Origin of the sequence: Devosia sp. SD17-2 (assembly GCF_029201565.1) — a bacterium.
GTDB lineage: Bacteria > Pseudomonadota > Alphaproteobacteria > Rhizobiales > Devosiaceae > Devosia.
On record NZ_CP104002.1, the window covers coordinates 1,959,776 to 1,983,044 of the forward strand.

The window sequence follows — 23,269 nt, forward strand, 5'->3', positions numbered from 1 at the left end:
CGCTCTTGCGAGGGCCCGCTGACTGTTGATTGTCGTTTGGATCTGGCAATCAACAGGCTTGGCCTTTTTCCTGGGCCAGCTTGAGTCCGGTGATTTGAACCTTACGAACATCGCGGTCGGCATTTTGCAGGGCGCGCAGGGCGACGACAGCGCTCACGTCCAGGCCAAGGTTGACGCGGCGGTGATGTTCACGGAAACCCTCGATACTCCGAAAAAGATCGAGGCGTATCAAGGCGAAGCAGCCGCTGACGCGGCGCGGGCTTTTCTTGATGGGATAGACAAGGATACCCCTGCGACGCCGGAAAGCGTCAATGAAGCTGTAGAGGACGTAATTGCAGGGCCTGGCGATGGACAGGATCCTGGCGACCCGGATCCAACGGACCCCAATCCTGGTGACCCCGATCCCGGTAATCCCGAACCGGACCCGGTCGCCGTAACCGTCCGAGATGCGGCTCTTTCTGAGATCGCGATGGATGACGGCGGGATCAATATGTGGAAGGGGCGCGGCAACACAGCTGACCACTTCTCGGTCACATCAGTTGATCTTGAAGGCGACGATGTTCCGGATGTTGAGTTGGCGCTTGGCGTACACTATCGAGGCGGCAACGCCCCCGAGGGCGAGACCGGAATAATCCAGGATGCGAACGAGGACGGTGTCTATTCGTTCGTGCCCGGAAATGATGTGATGTTCAGGTTTTCGGTCGCCAGTCTGGTCGATCAAGTTGATCTGAGCGGATTACTCGATCGGTATGACGTCAAACTGTTCGTAGATCATAACAGTGGGGAGGGCGTTGCTGAGTTCGGTGAGCTCAATCTGATCGCCGAAGGTGGAAATCTTGGGGTCGTAGACAATGGCGCTGGAGATACCGACGCCTATTCCGGCTTCGCTTGGGATTTCCCGGCTTACGAAGAGCGCTTGGTAGATGACGTCGGAAACCCGGTTAACGGCGACAGTCGTGCATCAGTGACCCAGAACGTACAGGCAGTCCAGTGGTACCAGCCAAATGAACAGGGCGAACTGTTCAGTTCGGGCTACGCACTGGCGGCCGGAGAGTACGAGATCTCTCTCAAGCTCTTTGAAAAGGGTAGTGACACGGCAATTGCCGAGAACAATATCGTCGTCATTGGTGGGGCCGATACGGTGCCAGCGGTCGACGCATTCTCGCTGTAGGCCAACGATTTGTCCGAACGCCAGCGCTTGGAGAGATCGGGGCTGCGTATCTGATCTGATTCAAGCGCCGGCTTCGAAAAGTTCACTCTGCTAAAGCAACCAAAAGCAGCCCCGGCGCACCATTGCCGGGACTGCTACGCGGGCCGGGGCAAGCCCGGGCCCGACTCTAGGTGACCGACTCATAACTTCGCAACCAGATACGGATTGAAGCGAGTTGGACTGATGCCAGGAAATTGTCGTCTCGCTTGTCGTATCGGGTTGCGATTGCCCTGAAGTGTTTGAGTTTGTTGAAGTAACGTTCGACAGCGTTGCGCTGGCGATAGACCCAGTGGCTGAATGGGAAGGTTTGCACGCGGTTGGGCATGGCGCGGATATTGGCCCATGCACCGCGCTCGGCCATGGTGCTGCGCAGGGCATCACTGTCGTAGGCTCGGTCTGCGAGCAGGATATTTCCAGCGGACAGGGTGGCAAACATGTCCGCTGCTGATCGCCCATCATGGGCCTGGCCTTCGGTCAGTTTGAGCTGGATCGGCCGCCCCTGGGCATCGACCAGCGCATGGATCTTGGTGGTCAGGCCGCCGCGCGAACGACCCATGCAACGGGATCGCTCGTCTTTTTTTGACCGTTGGCGGCGTGCTGGTGAACCCGGATCGAGGACGAGTCGATCATCTGCACGTCGCCATTGTAAGCGGCTGATACAGCGTCAAGAATGCGCGCCCAGTGGCCGGCCCTGCGCCACCGGTTGAAGCGGTTCACGCAGGTCGTGTGCGGGCCATACCGCGTCGGGATGTCGGCCCAGGGCGCGCCCGTGCGAAGCCGCCAGAAGATGCCGTTCAGAACACGCCGGTCATCGGCGCGCGGAACGCCGCGCACCTTCGTCGGAAGCAGCGGCTGGATCACAGACCACTCAAAATCCGTAAGATCAAAACGCGCCATCATCACCTCCTGTCCACCAAAGGGAAGGAATCACAACAGCAGCACTTTGGGAATCCCGTTAATGGGTATGTGACCTAGGGCGCATTGGGCGCCTGAACGATCGTTATATCTCCCAATAGACAAGAGGCCCTCATGGCCACGAACAACTTCGCTGACGCGTTGTCGGCCGTGAATTGCTGTTCGCGGTCATATGAAGGAAATCAAGGCTAGAGAGTTGACCAAGCCGATTAGAAAGCACAACGCAACTAAGCCGTAGAGCAGCCGGTCCATCTTACTTGCCTCCCAAGAGGTGCGTATTTGGGCACGCAATCACAAAGCCCACAAATCAATTCACAGGAGGCCTTCATGGCGATCACCACGCGGAGCGCTGGCACGGCGCCCAATTCAAGCGCTCTACGCCCATCAATGCTCAGGCGGCGAAGATTGCGGCTAACCGCTCCCGCTATGAGCTCGTGTCAAAAGCCACTGCCGTTTCCCTGGGAAGTTATCGGCGTGATCCACTATCGGGAGAGTTCCGGCGATTTCGCAGGCGTCCTACACAACGGCCAGAAGATCATCGGAACCGGCAAGAAAACCACTCTGATTCCGGCGGGAAGGGGGCCATTCAAAAGCTGGGAAGAGGCCGCCGTTGACGCCATCGCTGATTGCCACCCCTACGTTGCCAAGAACACGGACTGGTCGATCGGCAATACGCTGGATAGGCTCGAGGCGTATAACGGCCTGGCCTATCGTAACAAGAGCCTGCCATCGCCCTACCTCTGGGCCGGCACCGTCCAATACGCCAAGGGCAAATACGTGGCCGATGGCAATTTCGATCCCAACCCCGTCGACAAACAGTTGGGCGTAGCGCCGATCCTGATGAAGCTCAGGGAAATGGTGCAGCCCGCTCGTGGCGTTTCTGCCTCTCCCGCGCCGACGCCCTCACCTTTACCCATAAGCGGCCTCCATGAGCCCGCCAAGCCCGGCGACTTCAAACCCGCCGGCGTCATCGCCGCAATCATCATACTGGCCGCCCTTGCCGCGGCCTTTTTCTTTGTCCGGTTCTAGGAGGCCAACACTGTGATCACCAGCATTGCAGCCGCTATTGCCCAGAACGTCATCCGCGGTTGGCTCTGGCGCCGTGTTCAGGAGCTTGCTCCCTCTGCCGGCGTTTTCGTCCCGATTTACCGCTCCATCCGCCTGCCATGCAGGAAACGGTTCGCACCATCTTCACGGGTCAGGGCGGGGGCCTGACTGTCTCTGCCTATTTAGGCCTCGGCTATTTTCTTTAGAGGCAGTGGCAATCCTACCGTGCCACGGTGGCCCCCCAGGTTTTTACAACGGACGGGAAGAAGGCGGAGCTGCCGAAGGGGTCTTCCGCTGCGCGCAAGGCAGATGCGGTTGCGGCCGTAGCGCCCAAGCCCCGCGCGCACTGGGAACGGCTAACACAGAAATAGAGAAGTGGCCCGGCCGCGCCGGGGGAAGTGAAGCCGGGCCAGCCGCGGTGCTAAGTCAAAACGCCCCGAGCCCGAGGCTACAATAGTCCTTCTCCAGGAAATGCCGAAAGGGACGGAAAGGAATATTATGCTTTTTTACTCGGGTCGCTTTTTCTTATGGTTTCGGGCTTCGGCATGTTCATCTGCATCGCAACGGGTGTGTGCGCCCACTTCGAGGCTCGGTTCGTCGAAGAGATTATGGCGGCCGCGCTGACCTTCTGGCGCTTCAACCTTGCCGGCGATGGCACAGCATGGGCGAACCCGGCAACGTGGGAAGGCATGTTCCGCATCGCCTCCGAGGAAGTCTGGGGCGCCATTTGCCTCGCCGTTGGTGATTTGTGGCTCTTGGGCCTGCTATCAACGGCACCTTCGCCAATACCTGGTACTCGCGCTATTCGCCCGTGGTGCGAGGCTGCATGGCCGCCGCTGCGGCCGTGATCTCGTTCCTGGTCTACACCTCGGTTATGACTGCCCAAACATCGGGGAGCGGCATCTATCCGCTGCCTCTGGCTCTAAGCTTCTGGTGTGTGTTCACGCCTGGAGAGACGTAGGACGGGCAGGGACTAATGGACAGCATACCCGCTGATTTTCAATGGCTCGGTGGCGCGGCCTTCGCCATTGCCACCGCCGTACTTGCCGCATGGTCCAAGGTGTTCGGGAAGAATGAAGGCCCGACCGGCGCCGAGGCGCAGGAGTCGCTGTCTCCGGCCAGCTCGCCGATATGGGGCCGGTAAAGGAGCTGGTGGAGAGCGTTGGGCTCGTCATACAGCAGATGTTGCGCACCAACATCGGCCTCGAGGAAACGTCCAAGGGCATTCATCACTTGGTCCAGACGTATGAGAAGCAGCTGCAGAAGGGCAACGGGACCGCGAGATCGCAGAAGAGGTGGCGAGGCAGTTAAAGGACAAGCGCTAGAGGGCTGTCATTCCCCTTCACAAAGTTCGCCGGAGGCGCTCATCTCCAGAAAGTTCCAAGCGATCGCCGTCGCCAGCCAGCTGTTCCATAAGAAAAGATCGAATGACTGTGTCCACTGGCACCTCGCCCGCGCCCAAACGATAGGACTTATCACCGACCATTGCGTGAATGGCATTGCCTTCGAGAAAATAGGTCGCTTTCAAACGTTTGCCGTCGTACTCGACGGTAATTTCGTGAACCAAGTTTGACTGGTCCATTTTGGCCTCCTGTCCGCAGGCTCAATCAAAATATACGTTCAAATATGCGTCAAGCAAACCTGTGCTAATTTGCTCAAAAGTGAAGAAACGCGATTCATTGCAACTTGCGTAGCTACCCAAAGTTCGGTCCTTACAGGATAAGGAAACGCACCATGTCTCCACCCGAGGAGCCCCGCGCTCACGAAGACAATACCGAGAAAAACCCTCTGTTGGGTCCAATCGTATTCATTCCAGCTATCGTCATCCTTTTGCTCGCCCTGATGTTGTTTGTTGCGGTCTTCTGGCGGTGAGCTGCGGGCGACCTCCGATACTCCCACACGACAGCGCCCGTAGTTTAGTGGCACCACCACTCGCGGCCATCCGGCCAGCGCCGCGCCAGCCCCTCGGCAATCAGGATGTGACCAACTGTGCCGGGACCAGCCTTATCAAGCCGCTACCCGACATGGCGGAGAATGCGGATGCCCTTTGGTGGGAGCTGACCGTGCCGCACCGGTTGATTGATGCTCTGGCAGGCAATCACGACGGCGCTTTGCGCTAAGGCACGCCGCCTGTTCTTTGCGATCGACCGCCATCCCTTGGACGCAGGCGGGGGATCGTTATCGGTCGGCGCAGATTCCAGGACACAGAAACTCGTCTCTCTACCAATATCAGCCCTCAATCGCGCGTCTCACCTGCAAAGATAACTCAAGGGAGTAGAACCATGCGCCTTTCTGCCGCCGCTGCCATCTTGCTGATGGCCAGTGTTCCCGTCCTTGCTCAAGGTGTCGAGCCGCTACGGAATTCTCTAGCGAAATTGCCCGACACAGTGCTGAACACCTCCGCTGCGATCCAGTTCAGCTTCGTGGACATGGCGGCGTTCCATGACTTGGCCGGCGCCGAGGGGCTCAACAGGACAGTGCTGGCGCGTGCGATGGTCGGCGGCATGCTGCCGCCCTACAATACGCTGCAGACGCACGGCCCCGACGCCTGGAACGAAAAGTCATTTGTTGACCTCAAGGACCTTCGTTACCTCGCAGGCTTCGGCGACGCTCCCAAGACCGTTACCATCTGGGGGCTCAAAGACGAGGACGCTGCTGCGTCCCTGATCGCGGCGCTCGATGCCGCCGACTTCGATCCTGTCGACCCGGATGGCGTGATCGGCAATGGCGAGCCGCTAGCCATCGATCCCACCAAGATGAATATTGCCGATCCCTGGCGCAGCCGGGTCGGGGCAGCCACATTCGCTGCGGCAAAGGGCGATGCGGTTATTCAGGCACCCGTGCCGACCCCGTTGCCGGTGCTGCTCGGGCAGGGGCCTAACATGGCCGAAAGCGCAGTTGTCAGCGCGGCCCTTGAGGGGCTAAAAGAGACACTCGGAGACGGGCTGCTGGTGCAAGCCATGCTAATCTCGCCGGTCTTCGGGCTCGGGGGGCTTGATCTCGATGCGCTGCTCACCATTGACCTGCACTTGGACAGGGCGCGCGAGCAACTCGAGGCCAAGCTGGAAGCCGGAACGGAGGGCATCCCAGCCTATTTCGGCGGCTTGATCGCCGATGTGCAGGGCGAGCAGCCCGCTGTTCTGATCTCCCTGGGCTATAGCGACTGCGCCATTGCAGAAAGCGCCGCCGAACAGATGGCGCAGCGCTGGACCGATACCATGCCGGAGGCGGCGCAAGGCGCCCTGGAAACCGCCCACGTAGAAACGCCGGACAGCCTCTGCGCAGCAACCCTGAAGGTGACCGGCACCAGTGCCGCTGGCTCGGCCAATCCAATCTTCCAGGCCATGTTTGATGCCTATCTTCGGCGTGACTTCACAGTCGTGCAGATCGGCAGGGCGTCGTGACCACGGGCGGCGCGTTCCTGCGGCCCAGCCGAGCGTCTCGAGCGGCGGGCGGGCATGGCCAGTCCCGGCTGGTCCAGACGCTGTTAGTCCTGCCACCACTGCTGACGGCAATGGCGGCGATGCCGTTGCTGCTGATGTGGATCATGGGCGCATCGGCTTTTGCCGGCACAGCGGATGAAGCTATCTTCAGCCTCGGCCTCTCCGCGCTCATCCTTTATCCGTCAGCCTATCTTGCCCTCGTCACGCTGCAGGGGCTGAGCGCCTGGATGAAATGGCCATTGGTGAACCTGTTCCACTCCCTCATCTGGCTCTGCCTAGCAGCCTTTATCGGCACCATGAGCTACATACTGATGGTACTCGATCCCTTCGGGGCCTGAGAGCGCCCGCCCGTCCGCTTTCGCATTCCAAGGAGAATCTAAGATGAACCCGCTGCGCGTCGCCGCTGCCGCTTTGGTGCTGGTGTCCGTCTCGGAGGTCGCTGCCACCGAACTTATTGCCGAGCAGATCGACAGGATCGCTCCGCTTGTTGCAACCGGAGAGGTGCAGCCATTGGGCGGCCCAGAGCCCGCATCCGAAATCGTCGCAGGTCTTGCTGGCCGCTGGTTCACGCTGAACAACACCATCCGGGATTGGGAGCTGGAAGACCGGGCGTCCCGCGAAAGCCTGGCGCGGAGCATTGATCGGCTGTGCGCCGACGACTGGGAGAACATCGTCACCTATTCCGTGACCGGCCCTGATCGAATCCATATTGATCAGCGCTCACCAACGGGCGTGGACCATGGTTCGTTCGACCTTGTAGCCGTGGACGGTGGACGCATGTTCAGCACCGTTCTTGAGGACGACTACATCCTCTCCATTTATGGACTGGAAGATGCGCCCCAGGATCAGCAACAGAAAGCACTGGCCGAAATGAAAGCCGCGCTCCAGGGCGGTCAGGAGATCTGGCTCCCGGGGGCGGATGTCATGGTCATCAGAACCGCGGCCGAGATCGAGGTCTGGGGTCGCTGCCCGGAGTAGTGATTGCCTCCGCTTGATCAGCCTACCCCCGGAATAGCGCATGCTACGTCGTAGCGGGCTACTGCCGGGGTGGACAATCCGGCCCCTTCTCCCACCGTCACCACCGACAATTCCGCAAATTGCCCGCTATAGCGGAAGCTGCAAGAGCCGAAGCCCGTCGGGGAGCACGACTGCACTTCGTATATGCCGCTGGCCTTCAGTGCCTCGGCGCGCGTATCGGCCGGCTCGCCGGGGTGGATGCCTAGAATCGGCCCCCAACCGGCCGAAGCCAGTTCCTCGCGCGCCGACGCGATCGGCATGCCATAGATGTTGGGCACTGCCGCTTGGCCATCGCAAAACTGCTCCACATCGGCCAGCGCCACCAGGGATATTGCGCCGCCTTTATCGACATGCAGGTCTGCAATCGGCTGCGGAAGAAATTCGCCGTCCCAGATCCGAATAGCCGCGTTTTCGAATGATTGAATGCTCCCGATGCGAGCGCCCGCGCCTTTTTCGCCATAAACCAGCCAGTGCAACTGCTCGCCATCGAAAAGCGCTACATTGCCATCGCTCGTTTGGCATGAACCGCTGGTGCCGGGCTCAACCCCGCCAACGAAGCTCACCACGTCAAACCCCTTCAGCGACACCTCGCCGGTGACGGCCCAGCCGAGCGCCTTCGCCTTCGCTCCGCCAGCGGTACGGGGCTCCACCAGCAGATGATCGCACAATGCTGGCTCGACCGGCTGCGGAGCCGGGGGCAGCCGCGTCAGCTCGACCACGACGAGCCCATCCATTCCAGAGGGCAGGGTGTCGGCAACAGACCCACTGGCAAAGACTGCGCTCGCCAACATAGTTGCCGCGGCCACCCTCGTCCTTTTTATCGGATGAGGCAATTGGATAGCTGGCAAGACTTCGGAACGCAGTGCGGACATGGCCTCGTCTCCTGGGGAGCGTCCATATTGAGACGCAATGGCGAACCCCTCTATTGGTCCTGCTGGAAAAAAAGACTTGGTCTTGGCCAATACTATGGGGCCAGATTGCGTCTTACTCACAAAACCAGTTTGGAGGCCATCTTGCGACCAATCCTCACAACGACCGGTGTTGCGGCTATTGCCGCCTTGATGTTGATGCCCAGCTCTGCGCAGTCGGACCTGCTCGGTGTGCCCGGCCCGATCCCATTCCAAGGCGAGGAGTACGCTCTGGCCTGGACCTCGCAACCTTCGGAAAACTACTTCAAGCAGGAATATGTACCGGCAGGCCAGCAGGTCGAGACCTACCAGGACATGATCCTGGTCGAGGCCGTTTTCGGCGCTCTTACGCCGATGGATGCAGCCGCATCGCAGGTCCAGTCTCTGGAAGCCCGAAAGGGTGTGGACCCGGTGCTCAACTACGACCTAATGCGAAACGACACGACTGGAGAGATACTGCTCGATTTCCTGGTCAGCGACCTTGAGGCCGATCCGGTGATCGTGGAATGGAATGCATATCGTTATCAGACCCTTGGGGATGGAGAAGGGGTTGCGCTCGTCGGGATCAGCCGCCGCGGCTATGGCCAGGATGGCGCCACGAGTTTCATGAGCGGCCTCGGCGCCATGCGTAGCGAGGCGATCGACGCATTGGCGAACCTGTCCTTTCCTGCGGTGAGTATCTCTCCATGACTTCAGCCTTCCGTGTTTCCGGCCTCAAGACCCCGATTATTGCACTCGCACTCGGGGTCATTCCCTTTTTCCTGTTTGTCGGCAGTTCGCAGACCGTCACCATCAATGGGGCGGTGGTCCGGGATGAGCAGTTCAACTTCGTTGGCGCTATTTTGGCGCTTGTCGGCCTCGGCCTTGCGGCGCGGACCTTGCTGTCGCGCGGCCACAAGGCATTGGTGAGCAAGGGTGTTGCCGGCCTTGCCGCACTGGTCTGCCTGCTACAATTGGCAGCGTCCCTTGATCTGGTCCGGCCGGCGGCGTGGTTTAACCCCGATCCGGATCTGCCACCGCTGACCTATTCAGGCCTCAGCGAGGCCAACCGCAACCTGGTTGCGAACATCGTAGAACGCGGCGACGTGGAAGGTGTGGCGCGTGACCTTCGGGCCCGCGGCCGGTCAACGCTCGACCTGGCGCATCGGCACATGGCCTATGCCGATGTCTGTCACGACGGCCGCTATCGGGTCGATTATGACGACATAAAGCAATTGTTTGCCGTGCTGCCCCAGGAGCAACAGGCGGAAATCCTTGCCAATGCCGAACAAGTGCGCCGGCCGAATCCGGCGCCTGAAGACTGCTCTGCGCGCATGACGAGCTTTTCCATGGGCGAAATGGTGGATGACATTCACCAGCAGATGGACATGATGACCATCCTGCGCGACGGCTATCTGGAACTGACCCGCTAAGGTTCGGCGGCCAGTTCCAAATTATCGAGATCATCCGCCAGTTCGAAGAAGTTCTGGCGGAAGTTCTCGCATCGGCCAAGTATATTCCGGTGGCGTTCGCCATCGAAGGCGGAACCAAGGACCTCGATGATCTCGCCGGCCTTGGTTTGGTAGCTAAAGAATTGGAAGCCGCGACAATAGCCCGTGCCCTCGTTGGGCCGGTCGCAAGTCAGGTATCTGCTGCCCTCCACATTGGACGGGCGAACGCCACAGCGAAATCCATTGGCGATCAGCACGGCGGCCTGCTGCTCTAAACCGGCCTCGATCGGCACGTATCCCGCAAAGACCTCGGTGAGCTTGTTCTCGTCGGCTTCCTCAAGCAGCGCCTCCACAAGTTCGCCCGTGGCGACAGGCTCCTCGCGCAGAACCAAGCCATAGAACCCCGCACCAAAGAGCCCTACGGCTGCCGCGGCCACTATGGTCAGCACTGTCTTCCGCATCGCCGCTGCTCCCTTTTTGATGTTGCCTGATCATAAGACGATCGCCAGAGTTCATGATTGGTCGCTGAACAGCATTATTGGGTGCCCAGGGCCAAGCATTGACCAGACGCAGTCGTCTAATAGGTAGCGTACCACTTTCCCGGGCGTGCAAGGACAGGACCAGCATGTTCAGATCATACTACTTCGGTTGGCCAACCATTCGAGCCGGGATCGCCGGTCTCGCCATGGTCCTTTGTTTGCCTATGATTCCCACTTCTGCCCAGACAGAGCTGGAGCTGCGAGAAAGCCATGATGCTGCTGGCGTTTTCGCAGAAAAGGTGGAAGCACTTATTGCTGACCTGCCGGTCGAACGCGAGCGCTTCGAGGTCCGGATCAATCGCTGCCAGGGTGCGCGGGGCGAGATGCGCGACGATATCTATGCCGTGTGGGTTGGCGTCCGCCTCGCGGCCGAAAACGGTGATGCAGGGGCTGTTCTCACCGCGGCGGTGGCTGACTGGCGAGAGCGTGGCTGGGAGATATTTCGGGACCGCGTGCTGGACAATGGCGGCGTCAACATCGCGGCCCTGGATCCCTCAAGCGGGGAAAGCCATAGCCTCGACTCCGGCTTCAAACGCGATCCTCACCGCTACATTGTCGGCTATTTCAGCACGCCCTGCCTCCAGGATCCCTCCGGCGCAGCCCCGTTCGGTTCCGTGTTCCCGGAACAGTAAGTTGGTGGAAACCCGAGCTCAGCAGGGCCCAAGGATCTCGGCCACTTCGAGAAAACCCTGCCGGAAGCGCCCGCTGATCAGCGTGCAATGCTCGCGATAATTTTCGCGAATATGGACACGATCCTCGCTCGCGCCACTCAGGGGAGGGGGCATGTCGCCGCTCCAGAGCGTCTCATGCGGAGCAAGGGGTTCATCGGCGGGTAAGACCCCGTTCCAGGGGCAAGGCTCCTGGTAACAAAGGATGTTGGTTTTTCCGACCTTCAGTTCGCTAAAGCCGCCAGTCTGGGCGGAAGCGAAGCCGTCCGCCAGGGCCGCCGGGGCGGTGAGGAGGCAGCAGGCCGCCGCGAAAAGGGTGCAAAGGTGACGTGTCATGGCGCAAATCCCTGAAAGTTCCGATGCAGGTAAGACGGGTTGGCTCGGGTCAGTATTGGCCAGGAGGCCGCTATATCTTTTCACTTTCAGGCCCAAGAGCAGGGGGAAGAGTAGCGTCCTATGCTTGTCTGGTCCGACCCGGAGAAATCGATGAAGACTCGGGGTGGGTCTGAGCGGCTGAGGACGCAGATCGAAGAACAGCGGGAGGGATGCACATTGTCCGAATTTAAAACTTTCGCCTGCTGCTCGGCGGCATCGGTGCGGCACCAGCGGAAGCCTGCGATCCGCATTGCCGGCGCTGCGCTCGCCATGCTCTTCGTGCTCGGGCCGGCACAGGCGGATGAGGCCACGGAATATGCCGAATTGATGGGGAATACCGTAACATCCGTCACCAAGGCTCGCGCTATTGTGGATGTCTGCGACGAGCGCTTCCCCGACAGCAGAATAGCGCGAAGCGACTTCATGGCGGGCTGGGCGCATGTGGTAGACCTGCCAACCTATGATCAGGTCCTGGCCGCCGCCATCGCCGCTTACGATGGCCTCGGGACAGAGCTCGACGCCTACGCGATGAGCGCCCGGGAAGAAGTCGCTACCGCGATCGAAGCAGATGCTTCGCCGTGCCACGACCTGGCGCAGGAACTGAATGAGGAAATGTTGGACCTCGCCAGCTCAATCCGCAGCCTCTCCCGCAACGCCGAGGACTTTGGCATCGAGATTGCCGAAGCTCCTGCGCCCGCCTTTGAAGCCCACGAGCTTGGCGTCATGCCGCTCGCGACCCTATGGACACGCTCCCTCGCAGTGATGGAAGCCATCGGCACCAAGGCCAGTGCCGAGGACAACCGTCATCTCAGGGAAGCGCGCGAAGAGTATCTTCTCCAATGGCTGGAAGCTCAGGGCCAACTGCATCTGCGCGGTCGCATTGTCTCGGACGACGAGTTGCGGGAGTGGCGCGGTGACTGGCAGTCGAGCCTTGAGGCGAGCTGCAGCGACTTCGCCACGGAACGTGACAAAAATCTATTCGCTGCGGGCCTCGGCACCGATGTGGTGATCACCGGATCACCCCGCTGGGTACTGGAACAACGTGTCGGTGGCGTCATCAATCTCGGCGATTGCCGTGTTTCCAACGCCAAGCCCACCAATGGGGCCCCTGCCATTGACGACAGTGCCGGCCTCATGCTCCGCCCGCTGGAGTTCACTGAGGCTTTCGCCGGTCCCAATGCCGGGCTGGCCATGAACCAAGTCGATCGCGTGCTCTACGCGGCCGACTTCGCGAACCGCATCGACGGGTTCGGTAACGGCTATATCGACCGCCAGGAGGACATCTATGTGCTGCTGCGGGATGGAACGGCCTACCGCCACGAGTGGGATTTTGCCTTCACGGACCTGAACGTAGGCCTCTCGCGGCAGCGTGAACCGGAGCGCTGGTTCACCTGGTCCGATCACTGGGGCAAGGTCATGCTGGTCCGGTCCGGGGGCCTCGACCAAGGCGAGGAGATCGATCTGTCGGAAGCACAACGCCTGGTGCCGATGCCCGCTGATCAGCGGCTGGAGGGCGCCTTCTACTATCTGCAAATAGCCAGTGGCGGCGCGCGTAGCGACCGCGAATATGTGTTCAGCGCAGATGGCACCGTTACCTATACGCGCGGCGGTTTCATTGCAGGCAATTTCGCCGGTTCCTTCATTACCGTGGTGCCCGGCGACGAAGCGCCTCAGCGCCTGACCTACCGGTTCGAGAACTTCACCATGATCATCGACGGTCCGGACGGGCAGGAGCGGCACTTCTTCGCGATGATCGACGGCGGCGATCCCGCATCGCCCGAAGAATTGCTGATCCGCGGTCAGGTCTATTGGGAGCGCGAGGAGGAGTGACGCCGCGGGACGGGAGCATCCGGCATCGCAAACAAACGCTGGAACATGGTTATGGAGGTGCGTCATGGCAGTGGTGGTGACCGAGCACGGTAACCGCACCGAAATCATCCAGTGCCCTGAGCTCGCCCCCGGTACGATCGGGCGGCAAGCACTGCTGGTCTGCGTGTGCCTCGCCGCCACGTGCATTGCCTTGCTCGGAATTGGGGTCATGCTCTGGGGGCAGCAAGCATCTGGCTCGGTTCCTCCTGCAGAATTCTGGATCGGCGTCGCGATCATGGGCTGTGGCTTCGCGGTCCTGTTCGTCGCAGCTCTGCGGGAGATGTCGAATGCGCTGCCGCGGCGGATCACCATTCTGCCGGGTATCATCAGCGTCAGGTTCGCGACCCCGCTGCCCGTTTCGTTCGAGCTTGCCCGAGACAAGAAGGGCGGTCCGGCAGCCGAGGTGCATCATCGCACCCACAAGAATTATGGTGTGAATGGAAATTCTAGCGGCGGCTACGCAACGATCAGGAGCCGCAAGTCCTCTGTGCGCCTGGGCGGACGGCTCATCGGGCCGCTGGACAATGAGGATGCCGAGGCCTTGGCGGCTGCTTTGAACGCCGCCCTGCGCAAGGGCGCGTCACCAGATCAGCGCTTCTCCGATGTTGTGGTGTATCGAATCCAACAATTCACCCTTGGTTTCGACAACAAGACCGGCGCTCACTACTTGTCGACGCCCATCACCAAGGACGGGCAGCACCACCTCGCCGAATACGAAGCGTACTTTCGCATCGATCCGGACGAATTCACGCGCTTTCGTGACGATCCGGCCTCCGCGGCAGAGTTCATTGCCACGTGCCGCCGGAACGGAAATCGCGATCGCCTGATCGATTAGCCTGTCTAGCCGCCGGAAACCGCTGCTGCGAGGCGCCGCTCGACCTCCGCGGCATCGGCTGCGTCCCATATTTGACGGCTGAGTGCGGCCGACAGTTCAAATCCGAACCTCGTATCGACGAAGGCATCCCAACGCTGCAAATCCCCAAAGCCGGAGCGTACCGCCAGCACCTGCTCGCCATCCCACTCCGCCAACACGGCATCGGAGATGCTGACTGTTTCGGCGGCCCCTTTGCGCCCTCCCAGCAATTGCTGTTCGAGTCCCTGCTCATCGACATGGTAGAGCGCAAAGCGGTCATCGGCATTGCGCACGCCCAGCCGCAACTCGCCGTTCGTGTAAGGCTCAAGGTCAACGATCATGTCGAGATCGAGCGGCTGCACGCCTTGGGGCGGGACCATCATCTCGGTGCGAATCGGTCCAGCCTGTACCGGTTCGGGCTCAGGAGCCGGGGGCGTCATCAGGAAGGCCGGCGAGAGCACGAGGGCCAAAACACAAGCGGTGGAAACGAGTCCGGCTCCAAGAATCGCCTCCATCCAGGTGCGCCCAAAAAAGACGCGCCGCCCCGGCCTATGGTTGCCGGGCATCGGCACGGGTTGGCGGGCAAAAAGCTGCTGCGCCGCAGCTATGGTTTCCTTTACGCGGCCGGGCGAGGGCTCCGGAATGCGATCGGGGGGAAGTCGGCTGAGCGGATCGTGTGACACGGGCCGGTTCATAGCAGATCCCTCAGTGTCTTGCGCGCATTGTGCAGGTGCCAGGCCACAGTCACCTTCTTGCATGACATGATGCGAGCAGCCTCTTCCTGGCTGAGCTCTTCCCCGTGCACCAGGATAACGGCGTCGCGCTGCTTTTCGGGGAGGGAGCGCACAACCGACCAGATGTCCTCGACCGGTCGCTGCGCATCTTGCTCGGCATTCACATGTTCGGACGCCAGGATGGCTGCGCCATCGACCAGCCTCTTGCGGCGCCCCTGCGCGCGCAGGAAATCGCGAGCCACGTTCATGGTGACCCGGTATAGCCAGCTAGTGAAGCTCGCGCGGTGATCGAAACTGGAGAGGCTCGTGGCGAGCCGCAGGCACACGGTCTGCGTAACGTCCTCGGCATCGCTCTTGTGACCCAGCACGCGGAAGGCGACTCGGAAGATGAAATGGTATTGCGAAGCGATAAGTCGGTTGAACGCCTGCTGGTCACCGCGCTGCGACCGGACCACTAATTCATCGACATCCGGGCCGTCAGCTGCCGCCGCTTCCTTTAGCAAGGTAACCTCACTGGTCACTCGAAAATTCTGTTCACATCGGCGACATCATAACGGAAGTGACCAGCATGCAAACCTACATCGTCGTCCCTCGCAAGGAGAGCCTTCCTCCGCCTCCGCTTTTGCACACTTTGGGTTCAAGATCGGCATCGGGCTCCCTGCTGCACCAAGAATAGTGCCGTGCCGTTCGTCTCCTATGTAACAGCCCGCAACTAGGCCTCGCCCACAACGACATTGCCGCCAATCCTGGAGCCAGAACTTATGAAGATCAGGACTTTCCTTGCAGTTTGCTTCTGGGCGGCCAATCTGACCGGCGCGAGCGGTTTGGTGGCCGCATCGGAGTGGGAGGGCAGCACCAATGCCCTGTGCCGTAGTCTCATCGAGCAACGCGACCATGCGCTGTTTGAGGAGGGCCAGAAGGCCGCTGTAGCAATCATCAGCGCTGTAGTGCGGTCCGAGAGCCTGCCCGAAGCGGCTGAGAGGCCTCAGCTCATCGATGTCCTTCAGCGTCAGCGGAACGATCTGGTGATAACCCATGCAGGCATGGCGGAACGGTCTGCGCAGGAGCCGGAACTGGCTGCGGAGTGGCACCTGTTTCTCGGCATAGGTGCCGGCGAGATCGATTTGCTTGATAGGCGTATAGAGGCACTCACCTCGGGGCGCTTCGAGCCCCACCGGCTCAAGCGCGATGCAGCAACGGACCCCCAGGTACTGGAGCAGGCCCTTTTCGCTCTAGGCTTCTTGGGCCGGGATTGCGAGCTGGTCTTCTCGAGCCCCGGGGTGCCGCCTGCTCGGGCCGAGTTCATCAACGCTGCGGCGCGGGTCTGCGCGCAGATCGTTGATCGCCGTGCCGCGCGTTACTCGTATGACGCCACGATCATCATGCGAGGTGTGCTCGCCCTCAGCGAAGTCGATGGTGATCGCGCGCCCTTGCTGGCCGCGGCAAAAGCTCTGCACGCCGAGTGGCAGCAAACGGCTGAAGCCTTCAGGACCATCGATACGGCAGCTAAACCGGACGCAGCGCTATGGAGAGAGTTCCTGCACCAGCTCGATGCCATTGCTGAAGTACACGCCGCCCGCGTCGCGGCGCTCGAAACCGGCGACCCGGAAGAGCTGGCGAGCGCCTTCCGCCCCACGCCCTTGCTGAACGTCACGCCTGAGGACCTCGGGCTAAGCCAGACCGACTGCCGGGCGGTGGCATTCTGATGCTGCTAGGAGAGCAAGAATGGCTGGCTGGTTCCGCTTGAAAGGTCTCAGGGCACTCATCTCAATAATCCTCCTGTGCTTTCTTGTAGGACTGGTATTCGAGATGTTGCCCCCGGCGCCCGCCACCAGTGCTCCATTGCCTGCGACGCAGGAGGGTCTCGACGCCGAATTGCCCAAGGCCGTCCTCCGGGAAAACTTGGCGGAAGTTGAGGCTTTGCTGGCTGCCGGCGCGGATCCGCATTGGATAGACCCCAGCGGCAAGACGGCCGTCCACCGCGCCGCTTTTGCCGACAATCTGAAGCTGCTCGAGATCATGATTGCGCACGGCGCTGATCCCAATGTACTCGACCTGACCGTGTCGACCCTGATTGACGACGCCCTGCTGTCGCGGTATTATCCTGTTGAGAAGCTCGAAATGTTGTTGGCGGCCGTTGCGGACCCGAACGCCACGGGTCCGAATGGCGACACACCGCTGATCACCGCTGCCCGCGTCAACAATGGCCGGGCCATCCTGATCCTCCTGGAGGCTGGTGCCTCTCCTCACGCCAGGACGACAACGGGCGGGACCTTCCAAGGCTTTTATTTCGGCTACAACACCGCCATCCTCAGTGAGCGTGGCTTGGCGCACGCCGGGACGTCGTCCGCTGGCTAAAGGGGCACGGCATTCCCCTGGAAGCCGGGGTCACGGCGGAATAGCTGAGGTGCCTTGGGTACACGCTAGGTGTCGTATGCGAGTCCCGCAAGATCACAGCCGGGAGGTGAGCTACCGACCCATTTCCGCGTTCAATCCACTCCATCGTCTGCCCGAAAGCAGAACCAGCGGATCATTGAAGAAGCTGAAGGCCCAGTTGCAGCCGCTCAATGGCGGCATTGTAGGTGGTCTTCATCGCCAGAGCAGCCGCCTGTTCGTAGGCGATGTATTCGGGTGTGGAGATCGCCGCGATATAGGCACCGCGTGAGTGTGGGGGGAACTGACCGAGGATTGCTGCAAAGATCAGGAACGTATTTTCCCCATAGGTTTCGGAAAGGCCGATCTGCCTATGCTCTTCCATCCACGCATTGGCGTTATCAGCACCGACATAGGGTTCGGCAGCCAAATACATGGCCTGCAGGTAACCCTCCACCAACGCTTCGGCGACATCCGGCGTGCCGTATTGTTCAAACAGGCCCATGGCGGTGTCGACAAGCTCTGCTGGCAGGCTTGCCACCTCTGCTTGTAGCGCCGCCCGCTGTTCAGGATCGTCCAATTGCAGTGCGTTTTGTGGGCAGGTGCGACTGCTCAACCAGATTGATGATCTCGAGCTTTTCGGATGCGGGATATCTCATTCTGGCTCGTCCCCATCCGCGATCATGCTTTTTTTAAGCAGACGGTTTTCCAGCGTCAGGTCGGCAACGCATTCCTTGAGCGCACCAGCCTCTCGGCGCAGATCCTTGACCTCATCACTGGTCGCAGCACGAGCAGTATCGCCCGCCAGTCGGCGCTTGCCGGCTTCCATGAACTCTTTCGACCAAGTGTAATACAGGCTCTGCGCGATGCCTTCCTTGCGGCACAGTTCGGCAATGCTGTCTTCGCCGCGCAGACCATCGAGAACGATCCGGATCTTGTCTTCAGCTGAAAAGTGCCGTCGGGTCGCCCGGCGAATGTCCTTCACCACCTGCTCGGCAGGCTTTTTGGTGCTCGGGGATTTAGCAGTCATCTTGGTTCCTTCGTCAGACGACGAGACCAAAACACTCCTTAAAGCTCAACCCTGAATCTGTGCCATGGGCGCTGACGGGGAACAACGCCAGGGGGTGGCAACCTGTTCTTCCAGCTCGTTAATGCCCGCTACGAGAAGGGCGCCATGATCCTCACCTCCAATCGCGGCTTTGCCGAGTGGGGCGAGGTGTTCGGTGATCCTGTCGTTGCCACGGCTCTCCTCGATCGCCTGCTGCACCATGCCGTCGTGGTCCAGATCGAGGGCTCAAGCTATCGCATGCGCCAGCACGCTGATCTCCTCCCCGAAAACCTGCGGGCCAGTCCACACGCCAATCCACAGATCGCCCCGAAACGGCGCGGACGTCCACCAAAGGAGCAGTCCGATCAAACCTACGGCTGATCACCCGCCACTTCCACCGCTGCCAAACTGGGGATTTTTAAACGCCCACTTTTGCGGAAACTTCGGCGCCCGTTGACACTTCGCAACAAAAGAGAACCTCATATCGAGTCCCTGGCGAAGTAGGCCGCGGCTTTTTTTAGGATATCACGCTCCGCCTTGAGCTTGGCGACCTCGCGGCGCAGCTTCTCGATCTCGAGCTGCTCGGGCTTCATCGTAAGCGGTGTTCCGTCCCCACCTTCCGTCCTTTCGTCGGCCGTGAGATCCCGCATGTGTTGATGTCAGTGCGGGAGTTTCTCCATGGACGCTCCATTGGAGCTTCTCACAAGTGGCGGGAGACGGCGGCGCAATCGGCAGTGGCCCGATGAGGTGAAGGCGCGGATTGTCTCCGAAACGCTTCGTCCAGGGGCGACCGTTGGTGAAGTTGCGGCGCGGCATGGTCTGAAGGCCAACCATGTCTGCTCTTGGCGAACCCTTGCGCGGAACGGGAAGCTGGTGCTGCCGGCGCCAGAAGATGCGGTAGAGTTTGCGACGCTGATGGTCGCTCCGGTTGTTGGGGATGTGACGTCAGCGGAGCCGGTGGCGTCGGCTGGGCCGGAGGTCGTGGTGGGTTCGGTGGCCATTCGGCTGGAGCCAGGCGCTTCGGCGGCCCGGATTGCCTCGGTGGTCCACGCGCTGCTGGCGGCCTCATGATCTTTCCTTCCAACCGAGTGCGGATCATGGTGGCGACCAAGCCGATCGACTTCCGCAAAGGCCACGACAGTCTGGCGGCGCTGGTCAAGAATGTGTTGCACGAGGACCCGTTCACCGGCACGGTCTTTGTGTTCCGCGCCAAAAAGACCGATCGGCTAAAGTTGCTCTACTGGGATGGCACGGGCTTGGTCATGGCCTACAAGCGACTTGAAGAGCACAGCTTTAGCTGGCCTGCGGTGACGGATGGGGTGATGACGTTGAGCCATGCGCAGTTCGAGACGCTGTTCTCTGGGCTCGACTGGCGGCGGGTTCGGGCAGTGGAAGCGCGGGCCCCAGAAGCGGTCGAATAACTGCGGCAGGATGACTCAGGGCCTGTCTTTCTGCGGGATCGGCGGCGCCTGATCTGGTAGATTCTGGTCATGCTCAATGCCGCCGAACTTCCTGACGATATTGCCGCCCTCAAGGCGATGCTGATCGCCGCGGAGGTGCGTGATCAGCGCAAGGATGAGCGGATCGCCCAACTGGAAAAGCTGGTCGCTGCGTTCAAGCAGGCAGCCTTCGGGCGTCGATCGGAAAAGAGCGACCCAGACCAGTTCGAGCTGGCGCTGGAGGATCTGGAAACGGCAATCGCGGTTGTCCAGGCCGAGGAGGACGCCGAGGACCGATCGGCCCGGCGGCCGGCCAAACCCCGCAGCGCCAATCGTGGTTCGCTCCCCAAGCACCTGCCGCGGATCGAGGAGATCATCGAGCCCCAAAGCCTGGTCTGTGGCTGCGGCGGTTGCCTGCACCGCATTGGCGAGGACGTCTCCGAGCGGCTCGACGTGATCCCTGCCCAGTTCCGCGTGATCGTGACCCGTCGCCCTAAATATGCCTGCCGGTTCTGCACGGACGGCGTGGTGCAAGCCCCGGCGCCCGGACGGTTGATCCCGGGCGGGCTGCCAACCGAGGCCATGGTCGCTCATGTCCTGGTCAGCAAGTACGCCGATCACCTGCCGTTGTATCGCCAGGCCCAGATCTTTAGCCGTCAGGGTGTTGATCTGGACCGTTCAACCCTCGCCGACTGGGTTGGTCGGGCCGCCTTCGAGCTGCGCCCGGTCTATGATGCCCTGCTGGCGGATCTGAAGCGGTCATCAAAGCTGTTCATGGACGAAACTCGCGCGCCGGTGCTCGATCCCGGTACCCGAAAAACCAAGACCGGTTACTTCTGGGCTCTAGCCCGCGATGATCGGCCCTGGAGTGGCACCGCGCCACCCGGTGTTGCCTTCACCTACGCGCCCGGCCGAGGCGGCCTTCATGCCGAACGGATCTTGCAGGGCTTTGGCGGCATCCTGCAGGTGGATGGCTATGCCGGCTATAATCGGCTGATCGCGCCTGGACGCGTCGGTTCGAATATCAGGCTCGCCTATTGCTGGGCCCACCGGTGTCATCGTTTGCGCCGCAGCAATCATCAGCCTGCTGCGCAATCATCTGCCGTCCTCAATCCGGCTTATCATGCAGATCATCATCATCGCTTCGCTGGTGATCGTCGTGGACCAGTTGCTGCAAGCCTATTTCTACGAGATGAGCCAGCGCCTCTCGGTGTTTGTCAGCCTGATCGCCACCAATTGCGTGGTCCTGGGCCGCACCGAGTCTTTTGCCCTGCACAACCGGCCTTTTCCCTCAATGGCCGACGCGCTGGGCAACGGTCTGGGCTATTCGCTCGTCCTCATCATTCTCGGCAGCCTGCGCGAGCTGTTCGGCCGGGGCACACTGCTGGGCTACGAGGTCCTGCCCACGGTGGAGCAGGGCGGCTGGTTCGAGCCGCTCAACCTGATGCTGCTGGCGCCCAGCGCGTTCTTTTTGCTCGGCGGCCTCGTTTGGGCCATTCGGAGCTGGCGGAGCGAGCAGGTCGAAGTGTCCGAATTCGGCCTCACCCGGGTCAAGGATCCCGGACCATGAACGAGTTTGCCAGCCTGTTCATCCGGTCCGCCTTTGTCGAGAACATGCCGCTCACCCTGTTCCTTGGCCTGTGCACATTTCTCGCCCTGTCGCGGCGGCCCGGCACCGCGGTTGGCTTGGGCATTGCCGTTATTGCCGTTATGGGGGTCACCGTCCCCGTCAATCATCTGCTTTATCAGTTTGTGCTGGCACCAGGTGCCTGGACCTGGGCAGGATTGCCGGACCTCGATCTCAGCTATCTTCGGCTGCTGACATTCATCGGTGTTGTATCTGCGGCCGTGCAACTGGTGGAGATGGTGCTCGACCGCTACCTGCCGGCGCTGTTCACCACCTTCGGGGTGTTCCTCTCTCTGCTGGCCGTGCATTGCGCCATTCTTGGCGGCAGCCTTTTCATGGCCGACAGGAACTACAACCTGGCCGAGAGCGCCGTGTTCGGGCTCGGCTCCGGCACCGGGTTCGCCGTCGCGGTGATCATGCTGTCAGCGATCCGCCGGCGCCTCGTTTATGCCGACTTGCCCGCAGGGCTGCAGGGCCTGGGTATTGCCTTTATACTCACTGGTATGATGTCGCTGGGCTTTTCCACCTTTGCCCAGGTGGCGCTGCCATGATGCTCGAAGTCGCACTCGGCAGCCTGCTGATCATTGCCCTGATCCTGGCGCTGGCGCTTGGCCTGCTCGCGGCTCGGTCCCTGCTGGTGCCTGACATCGCGCTGTCCGTCAGCGTCAATGGGGGGCAGGTCATCCCTGCCAAGCGCGCAGCCAAGCTGCTCGAGGTGCTGCATGGCGCCGGCATCGCGGTGCCCGCAGCGTGCGGCGGCAGCGGCACCTGCGGCCAGTGCCGGGTTATCGTGACAGGGGTAGGCGCAGGCGACCTGCGCTCCACGGAGCGCGGCCTGCTCTCGGCCAAGGAACGGCGGGCCCATGTGCGGCTCGCCTGTCAGCTCAACCTACGCGGTTCGGTTGATGTGACGGTCGGCCCCGAAATCCTGTCGGCGGAGACCTTTGCCTGTACCGTTGCGAGCAACCGCATGCTGGCGCCGCTGATCCGCGAACTGGTGCTTGACCTCCCCGCCCAGCATGAGCTCCAGTTCCGTGCCGGCGGCTTCATGCTGCTCACCGCGCCACCCTATGAGAGCGATTTCTCCCGCCTCGAGGTCGAGGCGGAGCACCAGCTTACCTGGCGGATATCGGGCTGGGAAGGCTTGCGTGCGCGGGCATCCGAGCGCACGACTCGGGCCTACTCGTTGGCGAACCGGCCGGAGGACCAAGGACGGGTCGTGTTCAATATTCGGTTGGCCGTTCCCCCCGCCGGTCAGGAAACCGAGATTCCACCCGGGATAGTGTCTTCCTACCTGTTTGGACTTCAGCCAGGCGACAGCGTCGAGGTGTCAGGTCCGTTCGGCGACTTCCACGGGCAGCCAACCGAGCGCGAAATGGTGTTTATCGGCGGAGGCGTCGGCATGGCGCCGCTCCGCGCCATGATCCATGAGCAACTCGGGCAAGGCACCCAGCGGCGCATCTCCTATTTCTATGGCGCCCGCGCCCGCGCCGATCTGTTTTATTTCGAGGAGTTTGAGCAGCTCGCCGGCGGCCACCCCAACTTCAACTGGACCGCGGCCCTGTCCGATCCAGCGCCCGGCGACCGTTGGCAGGGACCCACTGGCTTCATCCACGAAGTGCTCCTTAAGGCGCTTGGCAACCATCCCGCGCCCGAGGATTGTGAATACTACCTGTGCGGGCCACCCGTCATGATCTCTGCCGTCCTCTCGGCGCTCGATCAGCTCGGGGTCGAACCGCATTCCATCTTCAACGACGACTTCGGGAGCTGAGGG

The 23,269-nt window shown here is 61.1% G+C and carries 28 protein-coding genes and 4 pseudogenes; 22 read left to right on the forward strand and 10 right to left on the reverse strand.

Annotation, left to right across the window (positions count from 1 at the left end):
• The first annotated feature begins 58 nt into the window (after positions 1–58).
• Positions 59–1,171 (forward strand): hypothetical protein, encoded by a 1,113-nt coding sequence (locus NYQ88_RS09570; RefSeq protein WP_275654700.1) that lies wholly within the window; start codon positions 59–61, stop codon positions 1,169–1,171.
• Positions 1,172–1,337: 166 nt separating this feature from the next.
• Here the strand turns inward: NYQ88_RS09570 and NYQ88_RS09575 are convergent.
• Positions 1,338–2,107 (reverse strand): IS5 family transposase gene (locus NYQ88_RS09575; RefSeq protein ID WP_275654860.1). Its coding sequence is split into 2 segments (ribosomal slippage): positions 1,338–1,793 and positions 1,796–2,107, totalling 768 coding nucleotides; the frame shifts between segments, so codons are not numbered across the junction.
• A gap of 492 nt (positions 2,108–2,599) precedes the next feature.
• On the opposite strand from NYQ88_RS09575, the gene NYQ88_RS09580 reads away from it, so the two are divergent.
• From NYQ88_RS09580 to NYQ88_RS09590, 3 genes are all read left to right on the forward strand, one after another.
• The gene (locus NYQ88_RS09580) at positions 2,600–3,154 is read left to right on the forward strand and encodes a hypothetical protein (protein ID WP_275654701.1); all 555 of its coding nucleotides are present in this window, start codon (positions 2,600–2,602) and stop codon (positions 3,152–3,154) included.
• 563 nt (positions 3,155–3,717) lie between these two features.
• Positions 3,718–4,020, forward strand: coding sequence for a hypothetical protein (locus NYQ88_RS09585; protein ID WP_275654702.1), 303 nt, complete (start codon positions 3,718–3,720; stop codon positions 4,018–4,020).
• A 128-nt stretch (positions 4,021–4,148) separates the two neighbouring features.
• Positions 4,149–4,316, forward strand: coding sequence for a hypothetical protein (locus tag NYQ88_RS09590; RefSeq protein WP_275654703.1), 168 nt, complete (start codon positions 4,149–4,151; stop codon positions 4,314–4,316).
• 198 nt (positions 4,317–4,514) lie between these two features.
• Here NYQ88_RS09590 and NYQ88_RS09595 read toward each other — a convergent pair whose 3' ends face one another.
• Positions 4,515–4,754: a hypothetical protein gene (locus tag NYQ88_RS09595; RefSeq protein ID WP_275654704.1), complete on the reverse strand. Its 240-nt coding sequence runs from the start codon at positions 4,752–4,754 to the stop codon at positions 4,515–4,517.
• A 337-nt stretch (positions 4,755–5,091) separates the two neighbouring features.
• Between NYQ88_RS09595 and NYQ88_RS09600 the strand changes: the two genes are divergently transcribed.
• The 4 genes from NYQ88_RS09600 (at position 5,092) to NYQ88_RS09615 (ending at position 7,593) form a co-directional block, all read left to right on the forward strand.
• Positions 5,092–5,292, forward strand: a complete 201-nt coding sequence (locus NYQ88_RS09600) for a hypothetical protein (protein ID WP_275654705.1) — start codon at positions 5,092–5,094, stop codon at positions 5,290–5,292.
• Between the two features lie 162 nt (positions 5,293–5,454).
• The gene (locus tag NYQ88_RS09605) at positions 5,455–6,576 is read left to right on the forward strand and encodes a hypothetical protein (RefSeq protein WP_275654706.1); all 1,122 of its coding nucleotides are present in this window, start codon (positions 5,455–5,457) and stop codon (positions 6,574–6,576) included.
• Positions 6,573–6,953: a hypothetical protein gene (locus tag NYQ88_RS09610; RefSeq protein ID WP_275654707.1), complete on the forward strand. Its 381-nt coding sequence runs from the start codon at positions 6,573–6,575 to the stop codon at positions 6,951–6,953. The genes NYQ88_RS09605 and NYQ88_RS09610 overlap by 4 nt, the downstream gene beginning before the upstream one ends.
• 43 nt (positions 6,954–6,996) lie before the next feature.
• Entirely contained in the window at positions 6,997–7,593 is a 597-nt protein-coding gene (locus tag NYQ88_RS09615; protein WP_275654708.1) for a hypothetical protein, read from the forward strand.
• Positions 7,594–7,610: 17 nt separating this feature from the next.
• On the opposite strand, the gene NYQ88_RS09620 is transcribed toward NYQ88_RS09615, so the two are convergent.
• Complete coding sequence (locus tag NYQ88_RS09620) at positions 7,611–8,504, reverse strand: hypothetical protein (protein WP_275654709.1); 894 nt, start codon at positions 8,502–8,504, stop codon at positions 7,611–7,613.
• Positions 8,505–8,645: 141 nt separating this feature from the next.
• On the opposite strand from NYQ88_RS09620, the gene NYQ88_RS09625 reads away from it, so the two are divergent.
• Together NYQ88_RS09625 and NYQ88_RS09630 are read left to right on the forward strand one after the other, a co-directional pair.
• The gene (locus tag NYQ88_RS09625) at positions 8,646–9,230 is read left to right on the forward strand and encodes a hypothetical protein (protein WP_275654710.1); all 585 of its coding nucleotides are present in this window, start codon (positions 8,646–8,648) and stop codon (positions 9,228–9,230) included.
• A complete protein-coding gene (locus NYQ88_RS09630) occupies positions 9,227–9,952 on the forward strand; it encodes a hypothetical protein (protein WP_275654712.1) in 726 nt (241 codons plus the stop codon). Before NYQ88_RS09625 ends, NYQ88_RS09630 begins: the two co-directional genes overlap by 4 nt.
• Here NYQ88_RS09630 and NYQ88_RS09635 read toward each other — a convergent pair.
• Positions 9,949–10,431 (reverse strand): hypothetical protein, encoded by a 483-nt coding sequence (locus NYQ88_RS09635; RefSeq protein ID WP_275654713.1) that lies wholly within the window; start codon positions 10,429–10,431, stop codon positions 9,949–9,951. The two genes, NYQ88_RS09630 and NYQ88_RS09635, sit on opposite strands and share 4 nt — an antisense overlap.
• 317 nt (positions 10,432–10,748) lie before the next feature.
• Between NYQ88_RS09635 and NYQ88_RS09640 the strand changes: the two genes are divergently transcribed.
• Positions 10,749–11,141 (forward strand): hypothetical protein, encoded by a 393-nt coding sequence (locus tag NYQ88_RS09640; RefSeq protein ID WP_275654714.1) that lies wholly within the window; start codon positions 10,749–10,751, stop codon positions 11,139–11,141.
• A gap of 18 nt (positions 11,142–11,159) precedes the next feature.
• Here the strand turns inward: NYQ88_RS09640 and NYQ88_RS09645 are convergent, their stop codons facing one another.
• The gene (locus NYQ88_RS09645; protein ID WP_275654715.1) at positions 11,160–11,513 is read right to left on the reverse strand and encodes a hypothetical protein; all 354 of its coding nucleotides are present in this window, start codon (positions 11,511–11,513) and stop codon (positions 11,160–11,162) included.
• A gap of 216 nt (positions 11,514–11,729) precedes the next feature.
• Here NYQ88_RS09645 and NYQ88_RS09650 point away from each other — a divergent pair, with 216 nt between their 5' ends.
• Together NYQ88_RS09650 and NYQ88_RS09655 are read left to right on the forward strand one after the other, a co-directional pair.
• Positions 11,730–13,382, forward strand: coding sequence for a hypothetical protein (locus NYQ88_RS09650; RefSeq protein ID WP_275654716.1), 1,653 nt, complete (start codon positions 11,730–11,732; stop codon positions 13,380–13,382).
• A gap of 64 nt (positions 13,383–13,446) precedes the next feature.
• Positions 13,447–14,256, forward strand: coding sequence for a hypothetical protein (locus NYQ88_RS09655; RefSeq protein WP_275654717.1), 810 nt, complete (start codon positions 13,447–13,449; stop codon positions 14,254–14,256).
• A 5-nt stretch (positions 14,257–14,261) separates the two neighbouring features.
• Here NYQ88_RS09655 and NYQ88_RS09660 read toward each other — a convergent pair whose 3' ends face one another.
• Together NYQ88_RS09660 and NYQ88_RS09665 are read right to left on the reverse strand one after the other, a co-directional pair.
• Positions 14,262–14,969 (reverse strand): hypothetical protein, encoded by a 708-nt coding sequence (locus NYQ88_RS09660; RefSeq protein ID WP_275654718.1) that lies wholly within the window; start codon positions 14,967–14,969, stop codon positions 14,262–14,264.
• On the reverse strand, positions 14,966–15,529 hold the full coding sequence (locus tag NYQ88_RS09665; protein ID WP_275654719.1) for an RNA polymerase sigma factor: 564 nt from the start codon (positions 15,527–15,529) through the stop codon (positions 14,966–14,968). The genes NYQ88_RS09660 and NYQ88_RS09665 overlap by 4 nt, the downstream gene beginning before the upstream one ends.
• A gap of 240 nt (positions 15,530–15,769) precedes the next feature.
• On the opposite strand from NYQ88_RS09665, the gene NYQ88_RS09670 reads away from it, so the two are divergent.
• Both NYQ88_RS09670 and NYQ88_RS09675 read left to right on the forward strand, forming a co-directional pair.
• Positions 15,770–16,714: a hypothetical protein gene (locus NYQ88_RS09670; protein WP_275654720.1), complete on the forward strand. Its 945-nt coding sequence runs from the start codon at positions 15,770–15,772 to the stop codon at positions 16,712–16,714.
• 19 nt (positions 16,715–16,733) lie between these two features.
• Positions 16,734–17,366, forward strand: coding sequence for a hypothetical protein (locus tag NYQ88_RS09675; RefSeq protein WP_275654721.1), 633 nt, complete (start codon positions 16,734–16,736; stop codon positions 17,364–17,366).
• 172 nt (positions 17,367–17,538) lie between these two features.
• Here the strand turns inward: NYQ88_RS09675 and NYQ88_RS09680 are convergent, their stop codons facing one another.
• On the reverse strand, positions 17,539–17,961 hold the full coding sequence (locus tag NYQ88_RS09680) for a hypothetical protein (protein WP_275654722.1): 423 nt from the start codon (positions 17,959–17,961) through the stop codon (positions 17,539–17,541).
• A gap of 4 nt (positions 17,962–17,965) precedes the next feature.
• Positions 17,966–18,411 (reverse strand): annotated as a pseudogene (locus NYQ88_RS09685) (transposase); the annotation flags it as partial.
• A gap of 87 nt (positions 18,412–18,498) precedes the next feature.
• On the opposite strand from NYQ88_RS09685, the pseudogene NYQ88_RS09690 reads away from it, so the two are divergent.
• Positions 18,499–18,810, forward strand: a pseudogene (locus tag NYQ88_RS09690) (ATP-binding protein); the annotation flags it as partial.
• A gap of 78 nt (positions 18,811–18,888) precedes the next feature.
• On the opposite strand, the pseudogene NYQ88_RS09695 reads toward NYQ88_RS09690, so the two are convergent.
• Positions 18,889–19,022: pseudogene (locus NYQ88_RS09695) on the reverse strand (IS3 family transposase); the annotation flags it as partial.
• An 85-nt stretch (positions 19,023–19,107) separates the two neighbouring features.
• Between NYQ88_RS09695 and NYQ88_RS09700 the strand changes: the two are divergent.
• From NYQ88_RS09700 to nqrF, 6 genes and pseudogenes are all read left to right on the forward strand, one after another.
• Positions 19,108–19,500, forward strand: a complete 393-nt coding sequence (locus tag NYQ88_RS09700; protein WP_275651121.1) for a transposase — start codon at positions 19,108–19,110, stop codon at positions 19,498–19,500.
• On the forward strand, positions 19,497–19,850 hold the full coding sequence (gene tnpB / locus NYQ88_RS09705) for an IS66 family insertion sequence element accessory protein TnpB (protein ID WP_275651120.1): 354 nt from the start codon (positions 19,497–19,499) through the stop codon (positions 19,848–19,850). Before NYQ88_RS09700 ends, tnpB begins: the two co-directional genes overlap by 4 nt.
• A gap of 69 nt (positions 19,851–19,919) precedes the next feature.
• A pseudogene (locus tag NYQ88_RS09710) lies at positions 19,920–20,960 on the forward strand (IS66 family transposase); the annotation flags it as partial.
• Between the two features lie 7 nt (positions 20,961–20,967).
• Positions 20,968–21,438, forward strand: coding sequence for an Rnf-Nqr domain containing protein (locus NYQ88_RS09715; protein ID WP_275654887.1), 471 nt, complete (start codon positions 20,968–20,970; stop codon positions 21,436–21,438).
• The gene (gene nqrE / locus NYQ88_RS09720) at positions 21,435–22,046 is read left to right on the forward strand and encodes an NADH:ubiquinone reductase (Na(+)-transporting) subunit E (protein WP_275654888.1); all 612 of its coding nucleotides are present in this window, start codon (positions 21,435–21,437) and stop codon (positions 22,044–22,046) included. Before NYQ88_RS09715 ends, nqrE begins: the two co-directional genes overlap by 4 nt.
• Entirely contained in the window at positions 22,043–23,266 is a 1,224-nt protein-coding gene (gene nqrF, locus NYQ88_RS09725; protein ID WP_275654723.1) for an NADH:ubiquinone reductase (Na(+)-transporting) subunit F, read from the forward strand. The genes nqrE and nqrF overlap by 4 nt, the downstream gene beginning before the upstream one ends.
• The last annotated feature ends 3 nt before the right edge of the window (positions 23,267–23,269 follow it).